The organism is Shewanella sp. YQ_9 (assembly GCF_043103185.1).
Lineage (GTDB): Bacteria > Pseudomonadota > Gammaproteobacteria > Enterobacterales > Shewanellaceae > Shewanella > Shewanella algae.
Map to the genome: position 1 here is coordinate 63,730 of NZ_JBICJO010000063.1, position 24,435 is coordinate 88,164.

21 protein-coding genes and 1 pseudogene are annotated in these 24,435 nt (G+C 54.9%); 20 read left to right on the top strand and 2 right to left on the bottom strand.

What is annotated here, in order from left to right; genetic code table 11:
• Positions 1 to 37: 37 nt before the first annotated feature.
• The 4 genes from ACF8D4_RS17415 (at position 38) to yidZ (ending at position 3,916) form a co-directional block, all read left to right on the top strand.
• On the top strand, positions 38 to 622 hold the full coding sequence (locus ACF8D4_RS17415) for a nucleotidyltransferase family protein (protein ID WP_144128635.1): 585 nt from the start codon (positions 38 to 40) through the stop codon (positions 620 to 622).
• Positions 623 to 1,039: 417 nt separating this feature from the next.
• Positions 1,040 to 1,687 (top strand): outer membrane protein OmpW, encoded by a 648-nt coding sequence (gene ompW, locus ACF8D4_RS17420; protein ID WP_025009781.1) that lies wholly within the window; start codon positions 1,040 to 1,042, stop codon positions 1,685 to 1,687.
• A gap of 152 nt (positions 1,688 to 1,839) precedes the next feature.
• Entirely contained in the window at positions 1,840 to 3,072 is a 1,233-nt protein-coding gene (locus ACF8D4_RS17425; RefSeq protein ID WP_392466000.1) for an MdtL family multidrug efflux MFS transporter, read from the top strand.
• A complete protein-coding gene (gene yidZ, locus ACF8D4_RS17430; protein WP_392466002.1) occupies positions 3,041 to 3,916 on the top strand; it encodes an HTH-type transcriptional regulator YidZ in 876 nt (291 codons plus the stop codon). Before ACF8D4_RS17425 ends, yidZ begins: the two co-directional genes overlap by 32 nt.
• Positions 3,917 to 4,009: 93 nt before the next feature.
• On the opposite strand, the gene ACF8D4_RS17435 is transcribed toward yidZ, so the two are convergent.
• The gene (locus tag ACF8D4_RS17435) at positions 4,010 to 4,762 is read right to left on the bottom strand and encodes an SDR family oxidoreductase (protein WP_044734178.1); all 753 of its coding nucleotides are present in this window, start codon (positions 4,760 to 4,762) and stop codon (positions 4,010 to 4,012) included.
• A 117-nt stretch (positions 4,763 to 4,879) separates the two neighbouring features.
• On the opposite strand from ACF8D4_RS17435, the gene ACF8D4_RS17440 reads away from it, so the two are divergent.
• The 12 genes from ACF8D4_RS17440 (at position 4,880) to ACF8D4_RS17495 (ending at position 18,229) form a co-directional block, all read left to right on the top strand.
• Positions 4,880 to 5,293, top strand: a complete 414-nt coding sequence (locus ACF8D4_RS17440; RefSeq protein WP_392466004.1) for a YbaY family lipoprotein — start codon at positions 4,880 to 4,882, stop codon at positions 5,291 to 5,293.
• A 53-nt stretch (positions 5,294 to 5,346) separates the two neighbouring features.
• Positions 5,347 to 6,291: a homoserine O-succinyltransferase gene (gene metA, locus ACF8D4_RS17445; protein WP_025009783.1), complete on the top strand. Its 945-nt coding sequence runs from the start codon at positions 5,347 to 5,349 to the stop codon at positions 6,289 to 6,291.
• Positions 6,292 to 6,926: 635 nt separating this feature from the next.
• Complete coding sequence (locus ACF8D4_RS17450) at positions 6,927 to 8,108, top strand: acetyl-CoA C-acyltransferase (RefSeq protein WP_028780349.1); 1,182 nt, start codon at positions 6,927 to 6,929, stop codon at positions 8,106 to 8,108.
• A 125-nt stretch (positions 8,109 to 8,233) separates the two neighbouring features.
• On the top strand, positions 8,234 to 9,727 hold the full coding sequence (locus tag ACF8D4_RS17455) for a CoA-acylating methylmalonate-semialdehyde dehydrogenase (protein WP_025009786.1): 1,494 nt from the start codon (positions 8,234 to 8,236) through the stop codon (positions 9,725 to 9,727).
• 123 nt (positions 9,728 to 9,850) lie between these two features.
• Complete coding sequence (locus ACF8D4_RS17460; RefSeq protein ID WP_025009787.1) at positions 9,851 to 11,008, top strand: acyl-CoA dehydrogenase family protein; 1,158 nt, start codon at positions 9,851 to 9,853, stop codon at positions 11,006 to 11,008.
• Between the two features lie 37 nt (positions 11,009 to 11,045).
• Positions 11,046 to 11,819, top strand: a complete 774-nt coding sequence (locus ACF8D4_RS17465; protein ID WP_115390592.1) for an enoyl-CoA hydratase — start codon at positions 11,046 to 11,048, stop codon at positions 11,817 to 11,819.
• 13 nt (positions 11,820 to 11,832) lie between these two features.
• Positions 11,833 to 12,945, top strand: coding sequence for an enoyl-CoA hydratase/isomerase family protein (locus ACF8D4_RS17470; RefSeq protein ID WP_107111006.1), 1,113 nt, complete (start codon positions 11,833 to 11,835; stop codon positions 12,943 to 12,945).
• 41 nt (positions 12,946 to 12,986) lie between these two features.
• Positions 12,987 to 13,886, top strand: coding sequence for a 3-hydroxyisobutyrate dehydrogenase (gene mmsB / locus ACF8D4_RS17475; RefSeq protein WP_144219971.1), 900 nt, complete (start codon positions 12,987 to 12,989; stop codon positions 13,884 to 13,886).
• Positions 13,887 to 13,896: 10 nt separating this feature from the next.
• Positions 13,897 to 14,652, top strand: a complete 756-nt coding sequence (locus ACF8D4_RS17480; RefSeq protein WP_025009790.1) for an SDR family oxidoreductase — start codon at positions 13,897 to 13,899, stop codon at positions 14,650 to 14,652.
• 72 nt (positions 14,653 to 14,724) lie between these two features.
• Complete coding sequence (locus ACF8D4_RS17485) at positions 14,725 to 15,708, top strand: hypothetical protein (protein WP_392466010.1); 984 nt, start codon at positions 14,725 to 14,727, stop codon at positions 15,706 to 15,708.
• Positions 15,709 to 15,859: 151 nt separating this feature from the next.
• On the top strand, positions 15,860 to 16,084 hold the full coding sequence (locus ACF8D4_RS17490; RefSeq protein WP_025009792.1) for a hypothetical protein: 225 nt from the start codon (positions 15,860 to 15,862) through the stop codon (positions 16,082 to 16,084).
• A 78-nt stretch (positions 16,085 to 16,162) separates the two neighbouring features.
• The gene (locus ACF8D4_RS17495; RefSeq protein WP_392466013.1) at positions 16,163 to 18,229 is read left to right on the top strand and encodes a S9 family peptidase; all 2,067 of its coding nucleotides are present in this window, start codon (positions 16,163 to 16,165) and stop codon (positions 18,227 to 18,229) included.
• 5 nt (positions 18,230 to 18,234) lie between these two features.
• Here ACF8D4_RS17495 and ACF8D4_RS17500 read toward each other — a convergent pair whose 3' ends face one another.
• Positions 18,235 to 18,633, bottom strand: a complete 399-nt coding sequence (locus tag ACF8D4_RS17500) for a MerR family DNA-binding protein (protein WP_028780343.1) — start codon at positions 18,631 to 18,633, stop codon at positions 18,235 to 18,237.
• Between the two features lie 227 nt (positions 18,634 to 18,860).
• Between ACF8D4_RS17500 and ACF8D4_RS17505 the strand changes: the two are divergent.
• From ACF8D4_RS17505 to ACF8D4_RS17520, 4 genes and pseudogenes are all read left to right on the top strand, one after another.
• Positions 18,861 to 19,496, top strand: a pseudogene (locus ACF8D4_RS17505) (heavy-metal-associated domain-containing protein); the annotation flags it as partial.
• 189 nt (positions 19,497 to 19,685) lie between these two features.
• Positions 19,686 to 21,893, top strand: a complete 2,208-nt coding sequence (locus ACF8D4_RS17510) for a heavy metal translocating P-type ATPase (protein WP_392466066.1) — start codon at positions 19,686 to 19,688, stop codon at positions 21,891 to 21,893.
• 281 nt (positions 21,894 to 22,174) lie between these two features.
• Positions 22,175 to 22,561, top strand: a complete 387-nt coding sequence (locus ACF8D4_RS17515) for a hypothetical protein (protein WP_144223913.1) — start codon at positions 22,175 to 22,177, stop codon at positions 22,559 to 22,561.
• 204 nt (positions 22,562 to 22,765) lie between these two features.
• The gene (locus tag ACF8D4_RS17520; protein WP_392466017.1) at positions 22,766 to 24,358 is read left to right on the top strand and encodes an ABC-F family ATPase; all 1,593 of its coding nucleotides are present in this window, start codon (positions 22,766 to 22,768) and stop codon (positions 24,356 to 24,358) included.
• The last annotated feature ends 77 nt before the right edge of the window (positions 24,359 to 24,435 follow it).

Genomic DNA, 24,435 nt, shown 5'->3' on the forward strand with positions numbered 1-24,435 from the left:
TCCGCTCTGCGGGGGCTTTTGTCTTTTTAAGGGGGCTATGGTGGCAAATGATAAGCTTGAGTCGAGAGGGCCGCAGCAGGTCAGTGAAAGTGAGGCGGCTGAGCTGATTGAAAACTGGCTCAGGCAGGACAGGATGCGAATGCAGGCACTTGAGTGTGTTGCAAACCTTGGGCCTATTGATGCCTGGGTAGCCGCGGGATTTGTCCGTAATCTGGTGTGGGACAAGTTGCACGGCAGTGTATCCAGGCTCAGCGACATAGATGTGCTCTACTTTGAGCCAAACGACAGCTCGGAAGTCACCGACAGGGCCTATGAGGCCAAGTTGGCCACAGCACTCGACTTACCATGGTCGGTAAAGAACCAGGCCAGAATGCACCTTAAAAACCACCATAAACCCTATACTTCAGTGATTGATGCCATGAGTTACTGGCCAGAGCAGCAAACGGCCCTGGCTGTCAGGTTGAGGGCAGGGGAGCTGCAACTGCTCAATCTGTTCCCGCTTGGCCCATTACTGGCGTTGGAACTCAGTCCTAATCCCAAGAGCACTCCCGGCGTATTCGAGAGTCGGCTCAAGGCTAAGAACTGGTTGGCAAACTATCCGTTGCTGAAGAGGCTTTACTGAGTACTTTCTCAAGCATTCTCTGACACATTTATCTTGCCGATTGCAGTTATCTGGCATCCTCTGTTTCCTTTCCTCTCCAGTTAAAAACACCATTCTGTAAGTGCTGGTCAGCATATCTTACTGTGACTGATTGTTAATTTTTGGTTGTGAGCGCCTCAAGCGTCATTGCTCGAAAAATGTACTTTTCTTTCACTTTGGGGTTAGTGGAGTTTTGAACTGGCTCACTTATTTTAAAGGTGCAATATCAATAAATCTTTATTTTATGTGATCTGTTTCGCGCTTGCTGTATCTAAATCTGGGTACCTCTTAAAACGCTTGATGCAGATCAAAAATGTGAAGAGTTAAATCTGGCAGTGTGGCCTCAGTTGTTATGGATGTAATAAAAAACAAAGCGCTGTGTTGTCGCTACGGAGTGAGATGATGAAAAAAAATATCGTATCAGGATTGATTGCCGCCGCCCTTTTTTCTACTGTTGCTGCCCCTGCACTGGCCCACAAGGCCGGTGACTTTATTGTTCGTGCCGGTGCCGTTGTGGTAGCCCCGGACGAGTCCAGCCCGGTTGTGGCCGATATCGCCTCTTTTGGCGTGGACAATAACACCCAGTTGGGTCTGAACTTCGGCTATATGCTGACAGATAACTTTGGTATCGAACTGTTGGCCGCTACCCCGTTCAGCCATGACGTATCTCTGGGTGCACTCGGCAAGATTGCCGAAACCAAGCACCTGCCGCCTACCTTGGTGGCCCAGTACTACTTCGGTAATGCCGAGTCCAAGCTGCGTCCTTACGTGGGTGTCGGTGTTAACTACACCAACTTCTTCGACAATGACTTCACCGATGAAGCTAAAGGTCTGGGTCTGGATAACCTGAGTTTGAGCAACTCTTGGGGCTGGGCTGCACAAGTGGGTCTGGATTATCAGATCAACGATAATTGGCTGGTAAATGCTTCTGTGTGGTACGCCAAGATCAGCACAGACGTGAAATTCACTATGGGCGGTGCCGAGCAGGTTGTTGATACTGACATAGATCCTTGGGTCTATATGATCAGTGTCGGTTACACCTTCTGATCTCCCCCAAATCCAGCTCCCAACCCAAAGCTCCCAACTATTGAAAAGGCGCCTCTGGCGCCTTTTTTGTCATTGGCGTCAGCTGTATGTTTTTCCTCTGAGGAAAATACTCTTGTCTTGATGGCAACTCGCTGGCATCAGTCCGGGCATTTATGCTGACAAGCAAATTCCTGCTCTATCAACTGATCATGCGTTATTACCTTATCTGTGCCTTTGCCTTGGTTTTACTCTATCCATTGGGGATCGATCTCTACTTGGTTGGCTTGCCCGAGATAGCCCTCATCCTAAACGCCGATGAGGCCCAATTGCACAACGCCTTTTCCTGTTATCTGGCGGGCATGGCTCTGGCCATGTTGCTCGGTGGGCATCTTGCCGATAGGCTCGGGCGCAAGCCGGTAGCCCTTTGCGGAGCGTTGATTTTTGTGCTGTCGTCGATTTGGGCCGCCACGACTCTATCAATCACGGCGTTTTTGTTTGCCAGGGCCGGACAGGGTATAGGTGCCGGGGCGGCCTATCTGGTGACCTTTGCCATTCTGCGGGATGTGCTTGATGACCAAAGACGAGCCAAAGTCTTGTCGATGATAAATGGAATTACCTGCATAGTGCCGGTTCTAGCGCCTGTGCTGGGGCATTTGGTTTTGCAGTATTTTCCCTGGCCGGCGCTGTGTGTATTGATGGCTTTGTTGGCTGCGGCGGCGCTGATTTTGTGTTTGGGTTTGCAAGAGTCGCTTCCGGCCAAGACGGCGGAAGAATTGATAGCCGGTGAATCCTTGCTCTGTGTGACTTTCATCAGTCGCTTATTGATCAGTTGTCTGGCCGTGACGGCGATACTCACCTTCGTCAATACTTCGCCCATGCTGTTGATGGAGCAGTTAGGGCTCGACAGTGGTGGCTACGCCTCAGCCATGGGTGGTTTGGCACTGATAAGCATGGTTATGGCCTTTGTTTCTCCCTGGCTAATAGATTCGATTGGCCAACAACGCATGTTGCAACTGTCGCAACTGGCTTTTGCCTTGGCGGCCACTGTACTGCTGTTGGCTGCGTCTCTGGCCGCAGAGCTTTGGCTATATTTGCTGGGCATTGGCTTTGTTTGCGCCGGTTTTTCTGTGGGGTTCGGGGTCACTATGAGCCAGGCTCTGGCCCCCTTTGCTCAGCGCTCGGCTCTGGCAAGTTCCATATTGGGGATCTGCCAGATAAGTTGGTCTGGAGCCTTCATTGCGATAAGTGCTTGGTTTGGATTGACGGCGAGCACTATGTTGATACTGAGCTTGCTGATCGCCGCTTTGGGCAGCATCATACTGCTGTATTTTACCTCGCGCGCTCCAATTAAGACCAATAGCCAATGGAAGCAAGATGAACAGAGCCTTACATCGCCTCGATCTTAACCTCTTGGTCACGCTGCAGATCCTCCTCAGTGAGCGTAGTGTTACCAGAGCGGCCAAACGCCTGTCGGTAACACCTTCTGCCGTAAGTAAATCTTTGACCAAGTTACGTCATTGGTTCGATGACCCTCTATTGGTTCGTTCTCCCCAAGGCCTGTTGCCGACGCCATTGGCGTTGGCATTGGCCGAAGAGTTGGCCGAGCTGTTTCAGTTGGCCAGCAGTATAGTGGCCAAACGTAATGTTGAAGTTCCCAAAGGGGTAGAGTTTCAGCTGATGTTGGAGTCACCATTCTACCTCGAATTGTTGCCTGAACTTCCAGGGTTGATTGATGCCCATTTCCTTGATTCCGTGGTGCGGATCCGCAATTGGGACTATGACTCCCTGGACGCCATTATTTCCGGCAAGGCTGACTTGGGGCTATCGGGGCGTGAGAGTCATCCCGGCTCGCGGGAGACGCTGGCACTCTTGCCTGCGGCCGTGGATTATGAGGTCTTGTTCAGCGACGAGCCCTTGGTATATCTGCGGAAAGATCATCCCGCACAGCAACAAGTCTGGAGCCTGGAGACATTCCTTGAGTATCGGCAAATCAATATCGAGTGGGAAAAATGTGAGGGCTGGGCTCTGGATAGCCTGCTGGCTGAAAAAGGTCTGAAGCGGGATATCGCGTTGTCGGTTTCCCTGTTTGAGCAATCTTTATGGCTGGCATCACAGCCCGGGTCGCAGCTGTTAACCACGGCTCCTGGCTATTGCCGGACCTATGCGGCCAGGACATGCCCTGAGCTGGTGACCCGGCCATTGCCAATGGTTGCGGAAGATAGGGAAAGCTCACCATTCTCTTTACCCTGATGTGGCACAAACGCGACAGCTACAATCCCAAGTTGCGCTGGCTTAAGGAAACCATTCGCCGGCAATTGGAACAGCGGCTGTCGCTTTAAAAGATTATTCCGCTTGCCCCTTGCGTTTCTTCACCTTCCAATGGCGGGTGTTATAGATAAACTCGGGCAGCAGTTTGGTGAGCCAGGCAACCGTCGCCCAGCGTTTGGTGACATAGACCCGGCGCTTACCTTTTTGCAGGGCGCGGATGATTTGCCCGGCAACCACATCTACGGGGGATAGCCATAGCCTGCTCTGCTGCAGCGCGGCCTTATCCAACAAACCCAACTGAATATCCGTGATGGTGATCGGTAGCTTGAGCCTTTGGGCATGCATGGACAGCCCCTCGAGATAGTTCATCCCAAAGGCTTTGGAGGCATGAAAGGCTACGCTGGGGCCACCGCGAAGACCGGCAATGGAGTTGATGGCCGCAAGCTGGCCATAACCCTGCTCGCGAAACAGCCTGAAAGCTGTGTTGCAAACGGCGGCAAAGCCACGGACATTGACACTGATGATCTCATCTTCCAACTGCCAAGGCAGATCCGGATGATAGGAGTTGAGTCCGGTATTGACCAACACCAGATGTGCGCCACCCAACTGTTGCCAAATCTGTTCCAGCTCGGCTATCAAGGTTTGCGGTTTATCTATGTCCAGGCCAAACACCTGAGCCTCGGTTGCCAGGGTGGCGGCAAACTCTTTCAATGAGTCGGGATCCTGTGCCAGCAATGCCAGTTTAGTGCCTTCATCGGCCAGGCGGCGGGCTATTTCACGGCTGAGGAGTGAGCTGGCGCCCACAATAATCGCAGTTGCTTGTGTCATAAGGATATTTGAACTCAAAAATGGAGTCCTATGATAGGATTATCCTCCCAGGTTCTCAATGATTAAACTTGGATGTATAGACATCCAGAAGTCTTTGTGTATGATTAGGAGCTAGCAATGAAAATGACAGGCAACTGGCTGCGACTGCCAATGATGGTGGCTGTAGCAGGAATGATGGCACTCACAGGTTGTGCGACCCCGAATGCCACAGTCGAAATTGATGGCGATGTTTGGTACCGCGAACGTATTGCTCTGCCACCGGAAGCCGTGCTGACGATTCAGGTTCAGGACATTTCCAAGGCGGATGCTCCGGCAGAAGTGCTGGCGGTTATTCAGCGCGACAGCGTGACCAGCCCAACGCCTTTTAAGTTTATTCTTGCCCGGGACCAGTTCCAGAGTGGCCATAGCTACAGTGTCAGTGCCAGGATCACTCTCAAGGATGACTTACTCTTTATCAATACCCAGGCTTATCTTGTCGATATCGACAAGGCTGAGCCGGTATCCGTCATGGTGCAAAAGGTAGGGCGCTAATAGGTAGAATCAGCCGAGCGTCTTGCCCTGGATAGTTCAGGAGAGGCGCTTTTATGCCCGTAAGAATACCCGATAACCTGCCCGCCGCCGGCGTTCTTGAGTCGGAAAATATCTTCGTTATGTCCGAGAGCCGGGCGGCGATGCAGGATATACGGCCGATGAAGGTGTTGATCCTCAATCTGATGCCCAACAAGATTGAGACAGAAACCCAGTTGCTGCGGCTGTTGGGCAATACTCCGTTGCAGGTGGATATCGACCTGCTGAGGATCCACGACAAAGAGTCGAAACATACGCCGACCGATCATCTCAACACCTTTTACCGTGACTTTGAAGATGTACGCCATCGCAACTATGACGGCCTAATCATCACTGGCGCCCCCCTGGGACAGCTGGATTTCGAGGAGGTCACTTACTGGGATCATATCCGCGAGATTATCGATTGGTCACAGGAACATGTTACCTCGGTACTGTTTCTCTGCTGGGCGGCCCACGCCGGTTTTTATCACCTGTATCAACTCGAGCGCAAGATCCTCGCTGAAAAATGCTCCGGGGTTTATCAGCACAGGCGTATTCGCGCCCACGTGCCCTTGCTGCGCGGCTTTGATGATGAGTTTTATGCTCCGCACTCCCGTTATGCCCAGATGGATGTGGATGAGCTTAAGGCGCATCCCGAACTGACAGTGCTGGCCGAGTCGGACCAAGCCGGTGCCTATCTGGTGATCAGTAAGGACAATCGCAACCTGTTTGTGATGGGGCACCCAGAGTATCGCAAGTCGACCCTTAAAGATGAGTACCAAAGAGATCTGGCGGCCGGTTTGGCGCCCAAGATCCCGCAAAACTATTTCCGCAACGATGACCCAGAGGCTGAAGCGATTGCCCGTTGGTATAGTCACGGTAGTCTGTTGGTGAGCAACTGGCTCAACTATTATGTCTACCAGTTGACCCCTTATGACTTATCGGATCTCAGTGCTATTACGCCCTGGGAACAGAGTGGCTGAGCCCGTAACGCCAAATGTTTTGTTGGCGGGAGTCGCAGTCTTGTGACTCAAGGAAGGTGCGAACAAGTCCCATGTGTGCTCTGCGCCGGCTTACAGGCCTGGATGCAAAGCGTGGTTCGCAGCAAATGGCCCGAGTCCTTTGCTAGAGGCACAACACAGCAAGCAGGCCTGTAAGCCACGCCCTTCGGGGCTTTCACAGCAACCGGCTCTCTGCGTTATCCGACTTCGCCAGGCCCCGGCATGCCTTCAGTCAGATGCCTTGAACGCCAATTGCTGTGTAAGCCAGAGTGCCACTAGGACTTATTGGCACCTTCCCTAAGTCCTAAAGGGCTTAGCTCATATCAAGCCAGATGGCGTCGGCCTCTACTGCTTATGCTTCCTCAAACTGGTACTTCCTTCCCTAACCTTTTCTAAGCCGTAGTGTTTTGGCTTTCTTTCAGGGCACAAGCTGTCATCCTGCTGTAAATCCTCCCTGACAAAAATACCTATAAACAGAGCCTGTATTAGACTAATTAGTACTTGCCTTACGTTCGCGTAAACGTCAAAGTGACAGCAACAGAGTGCAAATTTGCTGCACCTAACACCGCCGGCCTGCTGTTGGGCCGGTGTTTGGGTGCCCAACAAGGGAGTCAACAATGAGTCGTCCTCAGGATATTGTTATCGTCGCTGCCAAACGAACCGCCATGGGCGGTTTTCAGGGCTGTCTTTCCACTGTGCCTTCTCCTCAGCTGGCGGCTTTCAGCATCAAGGCCTTGATGGAAACTACAGGAGTGAAGGGCGAACAGGTCGATGAAGTGCTGATGGGATGTGTATTGCCGGCTGGCCTCGGTCAGGCCCCTGCCAGACAGGCGGTTTTGGGGGCAGGTTTGCCCCAGTCTGTTGGCGCAACCACAGTCAACAAGGTGTGCGGCTCGGGGATGAAAACCGTGATGCTGGCGCACGATCTTATCAAGGCCGGCAGTGCCAATATCGTGATTGCCGGTGGTATGGAGAGCATGAGTCAGGCGCCGTATCTGCTGGATAAGGCTCGCGGCGGCATGCGTATGGGCCATGGTAAGGTGCTGGATCATATGTTCCTCGATGGGCTGGAAGATGCCTACACAGGTGGCGCCATGGGAACTTTCGCCCAGAAAACTGCCGACGATTTTGGCCTGACCCGGGAAGCCATGGACGCCTTTGCCCTGAGCTCACTGGAAAAAGCCAATGCAGCCATCACCTCAGGTGCCTTCAAGGAGGAGATAGTTCCGGTAACCGTAAGCAGCCGCCGCGGCGATACGCTGATTGATACCGATGAGCAGCCCGGCAATGCCCGCCCTGACAAGATCCCGGCGCTACGCCCCGCTTTTGCCAAAGACGGCACCATTACCGCCGCCAACTCCAGTTCGATTTCCGACGGTGCCGCCAGTTTGATGCTGATGAGCCGTGAGCAGGCCGAAAACCTGGGGCTGGCAGTGATGGCCACCATCAAGGGCCATGCTACCCATTCCCAAGAGCCGGCCATGTTTACCACGGCGCCCGTGGGCGCCATGCAAAAACTCTTGGCACAGACCGGTTGGAGCAAGGATGAGGTCGACCTTTTCGAAATCAACGAAGCCTTCGCCATGGTGACCATGTTGGCCATCAGCGAGTTGGGGCTGGATGCCGCCAAGGTTAACGTCAATGGCGGTGCCTGTGCGCTCGGTCATCCGATAGGTTGCTCCGGCGCCCGTCTGCTGGTGACTCTTATTCATGCGCTCAAGGCCCGAGGTCTCAAACGTGGCATGGCATCGCTGTGCATAGGTGGCGGTGAAGCCACTGCCATGGCGATTGAGCTCTAATATCCAGTAGGCCGCGGCAGCGGCCGGCAACAAATTGAAGCAATCAACAAGACAGGAAACGGCGCCATCAAAAAACAGCCACAAGAGCTGTTGCCGCGCCGTTCCACTACTTACAAGGAATTCTTATGAGCACACAAGTCAAGCACTACATAGATGGCGAATTCGTCAACGGTTCCGGCAGCAAGCAGATCAATGTCACCAACCCGGCCAACAATGAAACCATCGCCTTTATCAACTGTGCGACCCAGCCGGAAGTTGAGCGCGCCATCGCCAGCGCCAAGGAAGCCTTCAAGAGCTGGAAGGAAGTGGCCGTTTCCGAACGCGCTCGGGTGATGCTGCGCTATCAACATCTTTTGAAAGAACACCATGACGAGCTGGCCACCATTTTGGCCCAGGAAACGGGTAAAACCTTTGAAGATGCCAAGGGTGATGTCTGGCGCGGCATTGAAGTGGCCGAGCATGCCTGCAACATCGCCTCCTTGCTGATGGGTGAAACGGTTGAGAACGTGGCCCGCAGCATAGATACCTACTCCTACACTCAGCCGCTGGGTGTCTGCGCCGGGATTACGCCATTCAACTTCCCGGCGATGATCCCGCTGTGGATGTTCCCGCTGGCTATCGCCTGCGGCAACACCTTCGTTCTCAAGCCGTCCGAGCAGGACCCAATGACGCCGCAGCGTCTGGTGGAGCTGTTTGAACAGGCCGGTGCTCCCAAGGGCGTGTTGCAGCTGGTTCACGGTGACAAAACTGCGGTTGATGTACTGCTGTCTCATCCGGATATCAAGGCGATTTCCTTTGTGGGTTCTGTGGGTGTGGGTCAGTACATCTACAAGACAGGCACTGACAACCTCAAGCGGGTGCAGGCCTTTGCCGGTGCCAAGAACCACTGCGTGATCATGCCTGATGCCAATAAGCAGCAAGTGATCAATAACCTGGTGGGCGCCTCGGTTGGTGCCGCCGGTCAACGCTGTATGGCGCTGTCGGTCGCTGTGTTTGTCGGCGCCGCCAAAGAGTGGATCCCTGAGCTGAAAGAAGCCCTGTCCAAGGTGCGTCCCGGTCTTTGGGATGACAAGGAAGCCGGTTACGGCCCACTCATCAGCCCGGCCGCCAAAGAGCGGGTGCTCAAGCTTATCGCCGAGGGCAAGGCTGAAGGCGCCGAGTGTCTGCTCGATGGTTCCGACTGCACTGTACCCGGTTATGAGTCAGGCAACTGGGTCGGTCCGACCATGTTCGACAAGGTAACCACGGACATGAGCATCTACAAGGAAGAGATCTTCGGCCCTGTGCTCTGCTGTATGGAAGCCGAGTCGCTGGAAGATGCCATTGAGTTGGTTAACGCCAGTCCTTACGGTAACGGCACCTCTATCTTTACTGCCAGCGGCGCCGCGGCGCGTAAGTATCAGCATGAAATCGAAGTGGGTCAGGTGGGTATCAATGTGCCTATTCCTGTGCCGCTGCCATTTTTCTCTTTCACGGGTTGGAAGGGCAGCTTCTACGGCGATCAGCACGCCTACGGCAAGCAGGCGGTGCGTTTCTACACAGAAACCAAGACCATCACCAGCCGTTGGTTCGAGTCTGATATCGCCTCTGGTCCCAACATGACTATCGCCCTCAAGTAACAGTGTGAGCCCAAGGGCACCGGCAATGGCCGGTGCCCCTTTTTAATCGCAACAGTAAATAACAAGAGATCCGGCATCACCGGATCACCGCAAGACGCAGAGATCTGCGCACAGGAGTCAAGCATGGATTTCAATCTCAACGAAGATCAGCGCCAATTCGCCGAGCTGGCCCGTCAGTTTGCCGCCGATGAACTGGCCCCATTTGCCGCCAAATGGGATGAGGAACATCACTTTCCCAAAGACGTGATCCAAAGAGCCGGGGAGCTGGGATTCTGTTCACTCTATTCTCCCGAGTCTGAAGGCGGCATGGGCCTGTCGCGTCTGGATGCCTCGATTATTTTTGAAGAGCTGGCCAAGGGCTGCACTGCCACCACAGCCATGCTGACCATTCACAACATGGCCACCTGGATGGTGACAACCTGGGGCCAGCAAAGTCTGCGGGCCGAGTGGTCTGAAGCGCTGACCACAGGCAGCAAGCTGGCTTCTTACTGCCTGACCGAGCCTGGTTCAGGCAGTGACGCCGCTTCACTTGCCACCCGCGCCGAGCGCGACGGCGATGAGTATGTGATTAACGGCTCCAAGATGTTTATCTCGGGCGCCGGCGCCACCGAGCTTTTGGTGGTGATGTGCCGCACCGGTGAGGCCGGCCCCAAGGGAATTTCGGCCATTGCCATCCCGGCTGATGCCAAGGGTGTTATCTACGGCAAGGCCGAGGACAAGATGGGCTGGAACGCCCAGCCAACCAGACTCATTACTTTTGAAAACGTGCGGGTGCCGGTCAATCATCTGTTGGGTGAGGAAGGCCAGGGCTTTACCTTCGCCATGAAGGGCCTGGATGGCGGCCGCATCAATATCGCCACCTGCTCTGTGGGTACCGCTCAGGCTGCACTTGAGCGCGCCACTGAATATATGCATGAGCGCAAGCAGTTCGGCAAACCACTGGCCGCCTTCCAGGCGCTGCAGTTCAAGCTGGCCGACATGGCCACCGAATTGGTCGCCGCGCGGCAGATGGTGCGTCTGGCGGCATTTAAGCTGGACAGCGGCGATCCCGAAGCCACGGCTTATTGCGCCATGGCCAAGCGTTTTGCCACAGACATAGGGTTTGCCGTGTGTGACAGCGCGCTGCAAATTCACGGTGGTTACGGCTACATCCGCGAATACCCACTGGAGCGACATTTCCGTGATGTACGGGTACACCAGATCCTGGAAGGAACCAATGAGATTATGCGCCTTATCATCGCCCGCCGTCTGCTGGATGAGCATGCCGGCGAGATCCTCTAAGGCCAAACCCATTTAACCGAATTGCAAGGAGTCATTCATGTCTTTTTTGATTGAGCATATCGAAGGCCACACGGCTGTTCTGACCATCAACAATCCACCGGCCAACACCTGGACGGCCGAGAGCCTCAATGAACTGCGCCTCAAGGTGGAAGAGCTCAACAATGATCCCGATATCTATGCCTTGGTACTGACAGGGGAAGGGGAGAAATTCTTCTCGGCCGGCGCCGATCTTAAGCTGTTTGCCGATGGTGATAAAGGCAATGCCGCTACCATGGCACGCTATTTTGGCGAAGCATTTGAAACCCTGAGCGCCTTTCGCGGTGTGTCTATTGCCGCCATCAACGGCTATGCCATGGGCGGCGGTTTGGAAGTGGCTCTGGCCTGTGATATCCGTATCGCCGAAGAGCAGGCGCAGCTTGCATTACCCGAGGCCACCGTCGGCCTGCTGCCTTGCGCCGGCGGCACCCAGAATCTGACCGCTCTGGTCGGTGAAGGCTGGGCCAAGCGGATGATCCTTTGCGGTGAGCGAATCGATGCCGCCAAGGCCCGTGAGATTGGCCTGGTAGAAGAGGTAGTTGGTAAGGGTGAGGCCCTGAGTGCTGCCATTGCGCTGGCGAACAAGGCCGCCAAGCAGAGCCCATCGAGCGTGACCGTTTGCAAGCAGTTAATCCAGGCCGGACGTAATATGCCAAGAGCTCAGGCGCTGCCGCTGGAGCGTGAGCTGTTTGTGGCTCTGTTTGACACCCAAGATCAGAAAGAAGGGGTCAATGCCTTCCTGGAGAAGCGCGCAGCCAACTGGAAAAACGCATAAGGAAGGCGCTGATATGAGTCATGAAGTGGTATTTCAGACCCTGGGAACCGCCAGCGGCAAGTTGATTGGTGTGGCGACACTCAATGTGGAAAAAGCACTCAATGCACTGAATCTTAACATGGTGCGTTTGCTGGCCAAGCAGTTGGCTGCCTGGAAACAGGATGAGCAGATTGCCTGCGTGATCCTCGACGGCAGCGGCGACAAAGCCTTCTGCGCCGGTGGTGATGTGCGGGCGCTGTATCAGGCGCAGCAGGCCAATCCCGGCAGTTACACCCAGGAAGCACGGGTGTTTTTCGAAGAGGAATATCGGCTCGACTTTCAGCTGCACACCTTCGGCAAGCCTGTATTGGTTTGGGGCGACGGCATAGTGATGGGTGGTGGTCTGGGGCTGATGATAGGTGCCAGCCACAGGGTGTTGACTGAGCGTTCGCGCATCGCCATGCCCGAGGTCACCATAGGCCTATACCCGGATGTCGGCGGCAGCTATTTTCTCGGCCGCATGCCGGGCAAGACTGGGCTGTTTCTCGGCCTGACTGCCTACAATATGAATGCGGCCGATGCCCGTTATACCGGCATTGGCAATCATTTTCTGGCCTCAACGGATAAAGAGCGCATGCTCGATGCCATGGCGACGGTGAACTGGGGCAATAACACCAGTCTCAACCAGCAGAAGCTGCATGATCTGCTCAATGAACTGGAAACCCAGAGTGAAGAGCGTCCCGGCAGCAGCCGCTTGAAGGGCCATCAGGCTCAGATAGATGAGCTGATGACCGGAGATATGGCGGAAATTCTCGCCAAGATGCAGGCCCTGGAAACCCAAGAGAGCTGGTTGCAGCGCGCCCGTGACACCATGCTGAGCGGCAGCCCGCTTAGCTGGGCGCTGGCCTACGAGCAGTCAAGGCTTGGGACTGACATGAGCCTGGCGGATTGTTTCCGCTTCGAGCTGGGGCTCAGCCTCAACTGCTGCGCCATAGGTGATTTTTGTGAGGGTGTCAGGGCGCTGCTTATCGACAAGGACCGTAATCCCAACTGGCGTTACGGCAAGGGCAAGATAGCACCGCAAGAAGCGGTATCTGCCTTGCTCGAGTCGCCATTTGAACATGAACACCCATTGGCCGATCTGTAACAGATGCAGGCAAACAAGATTCCAACAGGGAGAGCAAACAGATGACAACAGTGGCTTTTATTGGTTTGGGCAATATGGGGGGGCCGATGGCGGTCAACCTGATCAAGGCCGGGATGACTGTTCGGGTATTCGATCTGGTGCCGACGGCGATGCAGAGCCTGGCAGAGCAGGGGGCTATAACGGCCCAGAGCGCCTGTGGCGCAGCGGCGGGTGCCGATGTGGTGGTAACCATGTTGCCGGCCGGCAAGCATGTTCGTAGCCTGTACCTCGGCAGCGAGCAGCAGCAAGGGCTGCTGGATGTTGTGGCCGAGGGGACCTTACTTATCGATTCATCGACCATAGATGCCGACAGCGCCCGCACTGTGGCGGCTGCGGCGGCCGCCAAAGGGCTTGAGTTTGTTGATGCGCCGGTTTCCGGTGGCACCGCCGGGGCCGCGGCCGGTACGCTGACCTTTATCTGCGGCGGCAGCGACGCAGGTTTTGCCAAGGCCAAACCCGTTCTCGAGTGCATGGGCGCCAATATTTTCCATGCAGGTGGTGCCGGAGCTGGTCAGGTTGCCAAAATCTGCAACAACATGCTGTTGTCTGTCTTGATGGTGGGTACCAGCGAGGCACTGAGTCTGGGGATAGATAATGGTTTGGATCCCAAGGTGCTGTCAGATATCATGAAAGTTTCGAGCGGCGGCAACTGGACCTTGGAGAAATACAACCCCTGTCCCGGGGTGATGCCAAGCGTGCCATCATCCAATGACTATCAGGGCGGGTTTATGGTGGATCTTATGGTCAAGGATCTCGGCCTGTCCCAGGAAGCAGCGCTGTCCAGCCAGTCAAGCACCCCTATGGGCGCACTGGCGCGCAGCCTCTATGTCAATCATGCCCGCAAGGGCAATGGTCGTCGCGATTTTTCCAGTATTTTTGAACAATTCAAGCAAGAGAAATAAGGATAACCCAATGGATGTAAAAGGTAAGGTAGTCGCCATCACAGGTGGAGCCGGTGGACTGGGTCTGGCCATGGCGCAGGAGCTGGCCGCTGCCGGTGCCCGTCTGGCGCTGATCGATGTGGATCAGGACCGTCTGGAGCAAGCCTGTGCCCTGATGGGCGAGACCGAAGTTCAGGGTTATGCGGTGGACATCACGGATGAAGAAGATGTGATGGCAACCTTTCAGTACATTCTGGAAGATTTTGGTCAGCTCAATGTGCTGGTAAACAACGCAGGTATTCTGCGTGACGGCATGCTGATTAAAGCCAAAGAGGGCCAGGTGACAGACCGTATGTCGCTGGAGCAGTTCCAGTCGGTTATCAATGTAAACCTGAGCGGCAGCTTCCTCTGTGGCCGTGAAGCCGCAGCCGCCATGATAAGCTCTGGCCAGGAAGGGGTGATCATCAATATCTCCAGCCTGGCTCGGGCCGGCAATGTGGGGCAGAGCAACTATGCCGCCTCCAAGGCCGGTGTTGCTGCCATGGCGGTGGGCTGGGCCAAAGAGCTGGCGCGCTACAAGATCAGGGCCGCCGCTGTTGCCCCCGGGGTTATTGCCACCGAAATGACCGCCGCCATGAAACCGGAAGCGCTGGAGCGCCTGGAGAAAATGGTGCCGGTCGGCCGTTTGGGCGATGCCGCTGAAATCGCCTCGACAGTTAAATTCATCATTGAAAACGACTATGTCAATGGCCGGGTATTTGAAATTGACGGCGGTATCCGCCTGTAATTCAATGCTTTGATATCAAGGCGAAAATAGATATCATCCCTGTTCTTTACTGCGTTTCAAACAAGGACAGGGATGATGTTTTCTTCCACCAGGCAGGTTTCCTTTAACCCTCTATTGTTGTCAACCACGCTAGTGCTGACTGCTTCGCTCTCCTGTGCTCTTGTCGGCTCACAAGCCAATGCTAGCCAAACCAATGCCAGCCAAACCTTACACACTACTCAGACAGTTCACCCCAGTGAAGCCAAAGCTGCCATACGTCACGAGGAAGGGCGGCAGATTTATGCTGAGCAGATGGAAGGAAAACTGCTCGCCAAAGACGGCCAGAGCTTGCCAGATGGCGTTGCGCCCAAGACGTTGCTCGATTGGTTGGCGCCGGGACGCTCCCCGGACTTGCTGGCAAGCATAGGCGCCAAACCTTGGGGCAACCAGGGCTTGTATCTGGGCTATGCCTGTGTGGTTGCCGAAGAATCGGATCTTAAATATACGGATGGCAGCGATCTTTGCAGTGAGAACTTTGCCGAGCGTCAGACCCATGATTTTTACTTTGGCGTATTTAAGCTGGACCAGGGGAACTTCCAAGCGCTTGCTGCCCACGATGGCCCACTCAATACCCCGGTCAACTGGAACTACTCCAATCTGGAAAGCACAGTGGATGGCGGTTCTGATACAGTACCTCAATCGGTCAAAAAGCTGGATCTGGCACCCTACAAGGTCAGTGACCAGTTAACCGCCATAGGGATCCGAGTTGGTTTCAGTGAAGGTTTTTCCGGTGGCGGTGCCTTCTATGAAGCGCTGCAGCTCTATGTAATTGATGGAGAGAAGCTGGTGAATATCTTCTCTGAACCCATGTATTTCTATAAAGATCTGGCCGGTGAGCGGGATGAAACCGGCGTACGCGCCCGGGTTATTGATGAAGGCAAAAATCTGCTGCAGCTTCTTGGGCGTCAACATCAGGGATACTATGATCTGCGCCTGAAAAATGTCGACAATGGCAGCAAAGTGGACTTTCGTTGGTCCAGGGATGCCGGGCGTTATTTGCCCAAAAATAGCGGTTGAGCCGCGCCCAAGTCTCTCAAAAGTTATCATTCTGCAATCCGGGGTGTCAGATACTTGTCCGCTTTGTATCACAGACGTTGACAATTCTTGTCCCGGATTGAACAATTCCCCTACTAAAAGGTAAAAGCACCAGAGGTATAAACACTCACCCATGCATTGGCTGGAGAAACAAATCAAGCGCCTGCTTTTACTGGTGGGAGTCGTGGGGGTCATGGTAATCTACTTCGGATTCTTCTACCTGCTTCTCAGCGGTCGCTCCACAGAACCCATCACCTGGTACTATTTGCTTTCACCTTGGATCTGCATCTTTTTTGGATTATCCAGTTTGCAGCAGTACAGGGTTTTGCAGTGGTTCTGTGCCAGATATAAAAAATAAGAAAAACCAAGAAAACACAAGACTTAAGTTGTAGTAGTTTCAGCCTGCCCCTGGGCAGGTGTTGGGGGAAACGAAACCATGATTTTCAATCCCGGAAAGCGAATTCTGGCCGCAGCGCTGATGGCTTCAGTGTTGCAGGGTTGCGGTCAACCTACGCAGGAGCAAGAAGCCCCTGCCAACAATGAACAGAGGATTAGCGCCGCTTATGGCAGCTGGGTCTCACCTTTGGGAGCCGCCGAAGTCTACGGCAGTGCCTCGGCAATAGGTGAGCTGCAGAGTGTCGGTGATGCGATTTATTTCTCGGAATCCAGCCCGGCCGAAGGTGGCAAGGTGGGGATCAAGCGTCTCGAAAAAGACGGCAGCATCACCAGTGTGGTGGCGCCGGCCTTTGGTATTGGCAGCCGCGTTCATGAATATGGCGGAGGCGACTTTCTCGGCATAGGCCAGAGCCTGTTTGTCACCAAGGGGCAGGATCAGCTGTTTTACCGGATAGCGCCCAATCAGGAGGCGCTGGCACTGACACCCAATGGCACCCGTCACGGTGACTGTATCTCTTATCCCAAGGGCTCACGGATTATCTGTGTCCGGGAAGATCATCGCCAACCGGGAGAGCCCAAGGCCAGTTTGGTGACCATTAACCTGAATTTCTCCGGTGAAGGGGATATCTTCGTCGATGGTCACGACTTTATCAGTTCTCCGGCAATTAATGCCGACAATACACAGCTTGCCTGGATCACCTGGGAACACCCCAATATGCCTTGGGATAATACCCAGTTGTGGCTTGGGGATCTCAACCGCAAGGGGCAGTTGACCAATATTCGGCAAATCGCCCCTGAGCGAAAGGGCGCACTGATGCAACCCCTGTTCAGCCCTGGCGGTGTGCTCTACTTTATTGCCGACTATGACAACTGGTGGAACCTGTATCGGCTGGATGCCAACGGCAGTATCGAGCAGGTTACTCAACTCAAGGCTGAAATCGGCGGCCCTGCCTGGAAGCTGGGCCAGCATGCTTACGCCTTTGAGAATGAAAACACCCTGATAGCCAGCTTCAACAAGGAAGGCGATGCCGGATTGCTGCGACTGGATCTGCAGACTGGGGTCATTGAACCTTTGGCCGCCGACTTTGCCGATATCAGGCAGGTGGTGCAAGGAGCCGACGGGGTTTATTTTGTTGGCAATAGGCCAACACCCGAGCGTGGCATCTACAAGGTTTCCGGCCGCGGTACAGAGCTTGTGTACGCCCCGGAGATCAGCGGATTGGATCCCAAATATATCTCCCGCGCCATCAATGTGGAGTTCACCACCAAGGGGGGAGACAAGGCTCACGGCTATTTTTATCCGCCGGTAAATGGTGACTACCAACCCCTGCCGGACACCCGGCCGCCGCTGCTGATGATGTTGCATGGTGGCCCGACCGCCAAGGCCAACCGGGCTTACAGCAGCGCCATTCAGTACTGGACCAGTCGCGGCTTTGCCGTGTTTGAGCTCAATTACCGCGGCAGTACCGGCTTTGGTCGCCAATATCGCCAAAGCCTCTATGGCAACTGGGGCAAGGCAGATGTTGAGGATGCCGTCTGGGCCGCAGGGTTTTTAGTTGACCAAGGCTGGGTCAGTGCTGACAAACTGGCGATTCGCGGCGGCAGTGCCGGTGGCTTGAGCGTGCTTTCGGCCTTGGCCTTCTATGACAAGTTCAAGGCCGGGGTGAGCTATTTCGGGATCAGTGATATCGAGGTGCTGGGCAAGGAAACCCATAAGTTTGAGTCAAGATACCTGGATCAACTGATAGGCCCTTACCCCAAAATGAAGGCTGTATATCGTGAACGCTCGCCCCTGTATCATCTGCAGGGATTCAATGAGCCTTTGCTGCTGTTGCAAGGGCTCGAAGATAAGGTGGTGCCACCGAATCAGTCACAGCATATCTTCAAGGCGCTGAAAGACAAGGGCGTTCCCACGGCGTTTATCGGCTTTGAGGGGGAGGGGCACGGCTTTCGCCAGCCCCACAACAAGATACTGGCATTGGAGTCAGAGCTGGTGTTCTACGGCATGGTGTTTGATTTCACCCCGGCGGGCACGCTGCCGGCACTGAAGCTGGACAATGCCGCAGCCTTGGCGCGGCCCGGGCAGCAAGCCAAATTGCCTGAGTGACAACTTCAGGCCTGTTTGGCTTCGCTGGACAGGCCATCTATGATGGCGCATTCAGACTGGCTGCCACCGCGGCATTGAGATACCAGCTCGCTCAGTTGGGCATGCAGTGAGGCCAGTCTGGTCATCTTTTCTTCCAACGCCTGCAGGTGCCCCTTGGCCAGGCGTTTGACATCCTCGGCGCAGCGCTTGGGATTGTGTTTCAGTTGCAACAGATCCCGGCATTCATCCAAGGTAAAGCCCAGCTCGCGGCAGTGCTGCAAAAACTTGAGCGCCTCGATTTCGGCTGCCCGATACTCACGATATCCGTTGTCACCTCTGTGGGCCTCAACCAAGCCTATGTCATGGTAATAGCGGATACTCTTGATACTCAGGCCTGTTGCCTTGGCCACTTCGCCTATTTTCATCGTCAAACTCCCGCTTTCTGCCGTATTTGGACTATTGTGGGCTATTTTGTCGCGCCGCAAGCGTATTGTTGAGAGTCAGTGCACCTTTTATCTCACTGATGATTTTTCGAGCTTGACTCTCCCGTTACTGGAGACTTTAACCTTTATCCCAGTGTTGAGCCAGCCTCGCTTGCGAGGGGCACAGAAGGGAGTTTCCAATGGACCAGATACAATTCACCATAACGAATATGAAGTGCGGCGGCTGCGCCAGCAAGATAAGAGCCCTGTTTGCCGACGATATCGGCGTAGAAGCCGCTACCGAGGTGGCCGATAAGTCGTTGACGCTGACATTCGCCCCGGGCGCTGAGCTTACCCCCGCCGCGGCGCTGGCGAGGCTGAAAGACGCAGGTTATGACGCTGAGCAGGCCGAGATTGCGGCTCTTGGCGCCGGTGACAGCGCGCAAGAGCCAAGCCCTGAACCCAGCCCTGAAGCCAGCCCTGAAGCCCCTGCCAGCTTTAACTTCCATGTTGCCGATATGAACTGCGGCCACTGTGAGAGTAAGCTTCGCAGGGCGCTGGCTGATGAGCTTGAGGTAGAAGTCGACCTTAAAGGCAAACAGCTGCGGCTGAAAAGTCACAAGAGCGCGGCGGAACTGGCCGAATTGATAACCGGCGCAGGCTTTACCCCGCCAACGCTTGCGCCAGGTAATACAAGTGAGCCGGAAAACTTCCACTTTTATGTTGGCGATATGACCTGTGGCCATTGTGAGGCCAGTATTCGTAAGGAGCTCAGCGATGAAGCCGAGGTGACAGTCAATCTGAAACAGAAACGGCTAGCAGTGAAAAGCCATAAAACCGCCGCCGAGTTGACCGAGCTGTTAAAGGCCGCTGGGTTTACCGCCGAGCCTTGGCGCGATGAGCATGCCGAGGCTGATACCGAGACTGAGACAGAAGCTCAGGCTGACGCTTTGAAACCGGCGGTGGCCGAAGCCACAACTGAAACCGAAACTGGCAACCATGCCGATAAAGCTGTCAAGCACAAGGCCGCCACGGCTCACCCTGCCAAGCCCACACTGCTGTTTGTGCCGGATATGAGCTGCGCCAGCTGCGTGGCCAAGATAGAAAAAGCCTTTGCCGCCAAAGAGGTCGAGGCCAGAGTCAACTTGGCCGACAAGCAGGTGAGCGTGGCCGCTGGGTTGCCAGTGGCTGAAGCTGTTGCGCTGCTGCTCTCGGCCGGGTATCGCGCGGAGCCGATAACCGACGCCGCCAGTGCCATGGCCGACAAGGCCGAGCATGATGCCAGGGAATACCGCACCCGGATCAGACAGGCCATCGCCGGTCTCGGGCTGGGGATCCCCTTGATGATCTGGGGCCTGGCCGGTGGTGACATGATGATCCACGATAGCAAAAGCCAACTTATCTGGGGCGCCATGGGGCTGTTGACCTTGTTGCTGCTGGTCACCACCGGGAGCCATTTCTTCAGTGGTATGTGGCGCTCACTCAAGGCCAAGAGTGCCAATATGGATACGCTGATCGCCCTGGGTACGGGCACGGCCTGGCTTTACTCCATGCTGGTGGTGCTTATTCCCGGCTTTTTCCCCGACGGCACCCGTCATGTGTACTTTGAGGCCAGTGTGATGATCCTCGGCTTGATTAACCTTGGACATGCATTGGAGCTGAGAGCACGCGGCAAGACCAGTGAAGCGGTGCAGAAGCTTATTGGCCTGCAGAGCAACACGGCCATCAAGATCACTGAAGACGGCGATGAAACCGTGGCCATAGCAGCGCTGGTGGTGGGCGACAAGCTGAGACTGCGCCCGGGTGACAGAGTGGCGCTCGACGGTGAAGTGCTTTCAGGCAATTCGCTGCTCGATGAGTCCATGCTCACAGGCGAACCCATTCCCGTGGCTAAATCCGTGGGCGACAGTCTGAGCGCCGGCACAGTCAATGGAAACGGCAGCCTTATTTACCAAGTTACTGCCGGGCCTGCCGATACCCGCCTGGCGAAGATTATCGCCCTGGTTCAGGAGGCCCAGACCTCCAAGATGCCCATAGGGCGACTGACAGACAAGATAGCCGCCGTGTTTGTGCCTGTGGTGGTGGTGATTGCGCTGCTGGCGGCCATCATCTGGTATTTTGCCGGCCCTGAGCCTGCGCTGTCCCATGCGTTGGTGGTGCTGACCAGTGTACTGATTATCGCCTGTCCCTGCGCCTTGGGGCTGGCGACGCCCATGTCCATCATGGTATCTGTCGGCCGCGCCGCTTCCATGGGGGTATTGGTGAAAAACGGTGAGGCGCTGCAAACCGCCAGCAAAGTCAGCTGTGTGGTGCTGGATAAGACCGGCACCATCACAGAAGGTAAGCCCGCCGTCACCCAGGTGGATATTTTTGATGATGCCTTTGATGAGCGCGAGCTGCTGCGCGCCGTGGCGAGTCTTGAGCAACACTCGGGCCACCCTTTGGCGGCGGCGCTGCTGGATGCCGCCAAAGTCAAAGAGGTTGTGCTGAGTGAGCCGCAGGGGTTTGACTATCGCCAGGGGCAAGGTCTGCTGGGGCAGTTTGAAGGCCGGCAGTGGGCGGTCGGTAACAGCAAGCTAATGGACGCACTGGGCATTAGGCTGACCGAGACGCACCAGGCAAGGCTGGAGCAGGGGGCGGCGCTTGGACACACCCAGGTGCTGGTGGCCCGAGATAATCAACTGCTGGCGTTGGTGGGGATCAGTGACCCAATCAAAGCCGATGCCAAAGAAGCCATGACCGCGCTCAAGGCCCAGGGCAAGCGCTTGGTATTGCTCAGTGGTGATAACCAGGCCACAGCCGAAGCCGTGGCGCGTCAGGTGGGGATTGAGGAAGTCATCGCCGGGGTGTTGCCGGATGAAAAGCAATCCTGGGTCAGTAAGTTTCAAGCGCAGGGTGAAGTGGTGGCCATGGTCGGTGATGGGATCAATGACGCCCCGGCGCTGATGGCCGCCGATGTCGGCATTGCCATGGGCTCGGGCACCGAGATTGCCATAGAGAGCGCCGACCTGACCTTGCTTAACCCAAGGCTGGGTAGTTTGGCCGGGGCATTTGCCCTGTCGCGGGCGACACTTGGCAACATCAAGCAGAACCTGTTCGGCGCCTTTATCTACAACACTCTGGGGATCCCGATTGCGGCCGGGGTGCTGTACCCGCTGACAGGGATCTTGCTGAGCCCTGTGGTGGCCGGCGCGGCAATGGCGCTGTCTTCACTGACTGTGGTGACTAACGCCAACCGCTTGCGGCGTCAGTCTTTGGATTAGGGTTTTTCAGCATTTGAGCCGGGGAAATTGCCCCGGCTTTTTATTGTTTTCTTGTTTTATCGCCTTGTTTTTCCTGTTTAAATAAGGGGTTTGCCTTTGCTCAGCACCAATGCCTGCCGAAAAAGGCAGTCGGCGGTCACGGCCTGAGCCCTTAGCCTGTCAAAGCCTTTAGTCTCTAAGAGCCTTTGGTCAATATAAGCTTGGGGCTGGATATCGCTGGCCAAGCGAGTCACAGCAAGGGCAACGGGGAATAAGAAACGAAATGGGAAAGGAGTAGGAAAATGCAATCCAGAAAATTAACCGCGGCAGCTAAGCCGAGTCTGCTAGGCGGTGTCTTGCTGCTCAGCGCCATCTCTGTGCCTGCTCAGGCGGGCTGCGGCGAGAAAACCACTGAGTGCATAGTGATCAAGGGTGACAGCCAAAAGACCCTGGAGTGTGAAATCACGGTTTGTGCCAATGTGCACTCATTTCTCAGTCGCTGGCAGTTGGCCGATGGCACCACGCTGAGCACGGATTACACCGATGACAGCGAGAGCATCACTATCAATGGTGAGCCGGGATATGCCTTGCCGACAGAGATTTTGCGCCCCGAACTTGGCTGTTACAGCACTTTTGCAACAAACAAGGCGGAAACTACCTTGGTGTGTGGCCGCGATCTGGATTTTTAATCTGCTTGCAGAAGATTTTTAAAGTCTTTGGTAAACAGCTGGTTGCACTGCTTTATCTCGCTGGCTGTCCGCGACTTTGGTTGATAATTCACGCAGGAATGTTATAGTGCCCGGCTTTATTTACCCGGCCAATCATAGGCCTTGGGCTCTTGGACGCGGCTTTACATAGCCAGGTCCCGCATCTGGATATTTTGGAATCATACAGTGATAACGACAGCTAACATCACCATGCAGTTTGGCGCCAAGCCGCTGTTTGAAAACATCTCGGTTAAATTCGGCGAAGGCAACAGATACGGCCTTATCGGCGCCAATGGCTGCGGTAAGTCTACTTTTATGAAGATCCTTTCCGGTGAGTTGGAGCCAACCTCGGGTAATGTGTCGCTGGATCCCAACGAGCGTCTGGGTAAGTTGAACCAGGATCAGTTCGCCTATGAAGAGCACAGCGTTATCGACACAGTGATCATGGGTCACAAAGAGCTGTGGGCGGTGAAGCAGGAGCGCGATCGCATCTACTCCTTACCGGAAATGAGCGAAGAAGATGGCATTAAAGTGGCCGATCTTGAGATGCAGTTTGCCGAAATGGACGGTTATACCGCAGAAAGCCGCGCCGGTGAGCTGCTGCTCGGGGTGGGTATTCCGCTGGAACAACATTTTGGCCCCATGAGTGCAGTGGCACCGGGTTGGAAACTCAGGGTGCTGCTGGCACAGGCCTTGTTCTCTGATCCCGATGTGTTGCTGCTCGACGAACCGACCAACAACTTGGATATCGATACCATTCGCTGGCTGCAGGAGATGCTTAACCAGCGTAACAGCACCATGATCATCATTTCCCACGACAGATACTTCCTCAACTCTGTCTGTACCCATATGGCGGATCTGGACTATGGTGAGCTGCGGGTCTATCCGGGCAACTATGATGAATATATGACAGCCGCCTCTCAGGCCCGCGAGCGCCTGGTGGCTGAAAACGCCAAGAAAAAGGCACAGATTGCCGAGCTGCAAACCTTCGTGGCGCGCTTCTCTGCCAACGCTTCCAAGGCCAAGCAGGCCACATCCCGTGCCCGTCAAATCGACAAGATCAAGCTGGATGAGATCAAGGCTTCCAGCCGGGTTAACCCCTACATTCGTTTCGAGCAGGAGAAGAAACTGTTCCGTAACGCTTTGATTGTTGAGAATATGAGCAATGGTTACGATGAGCTGCTGTTCAAGGATGTGAACTTTATCGCCGAAGTGGGCGAGCGTATCGCGATTCTGGGTGAAAACGGCGTGGGTAAGACCACCTTGTTGCGTACTCTGATCCACGAGTTGCCACAAAAGTGCGGTACCATTCAGTGGTCTGAAAACCATCGTATCGGCTACTACGCCCAGGATCATGCCAGCGACTTTGAAAATGATATGAACCTGTTCGACTGGATGGGTCAGTGGCGTCTGGAAGGTGATGACGATCAGGCAGTGCGTTCAGTGCTGGGCCGTATGCTGTTCAGCGCCGACGACATCAAGAAATCTGTCAAGGTACTGTCCGGTGGTGAGCAGGGGCGTATGCTGTTTGGCAAGCTGATGCTGCAAAAGCCCAATATTCTGGTGATGGACGAACCAACCAACCACCTGGATATGGAATCGATTGAGTCGTTGAACAACGCCCTCGAGCTCTATGAAGGCACCTTGCTGTTTGTCAGCCACGACCGCGCCTTCGTGTCATCTCTGGCCAACCGTATAATAGAGATAAGCGCTGATGGCGTGAGCGACTTCAAGGGCACTTATGATGAGTTCCTGGCCAGCAAAGGCATTGAAGCCTAAGTCTTTTATGGCGAGCTTGGTTTAACACCAAGTAAAAAAAATCACAATAAACAAGGCCGGTTCATTGAACCGGCCTT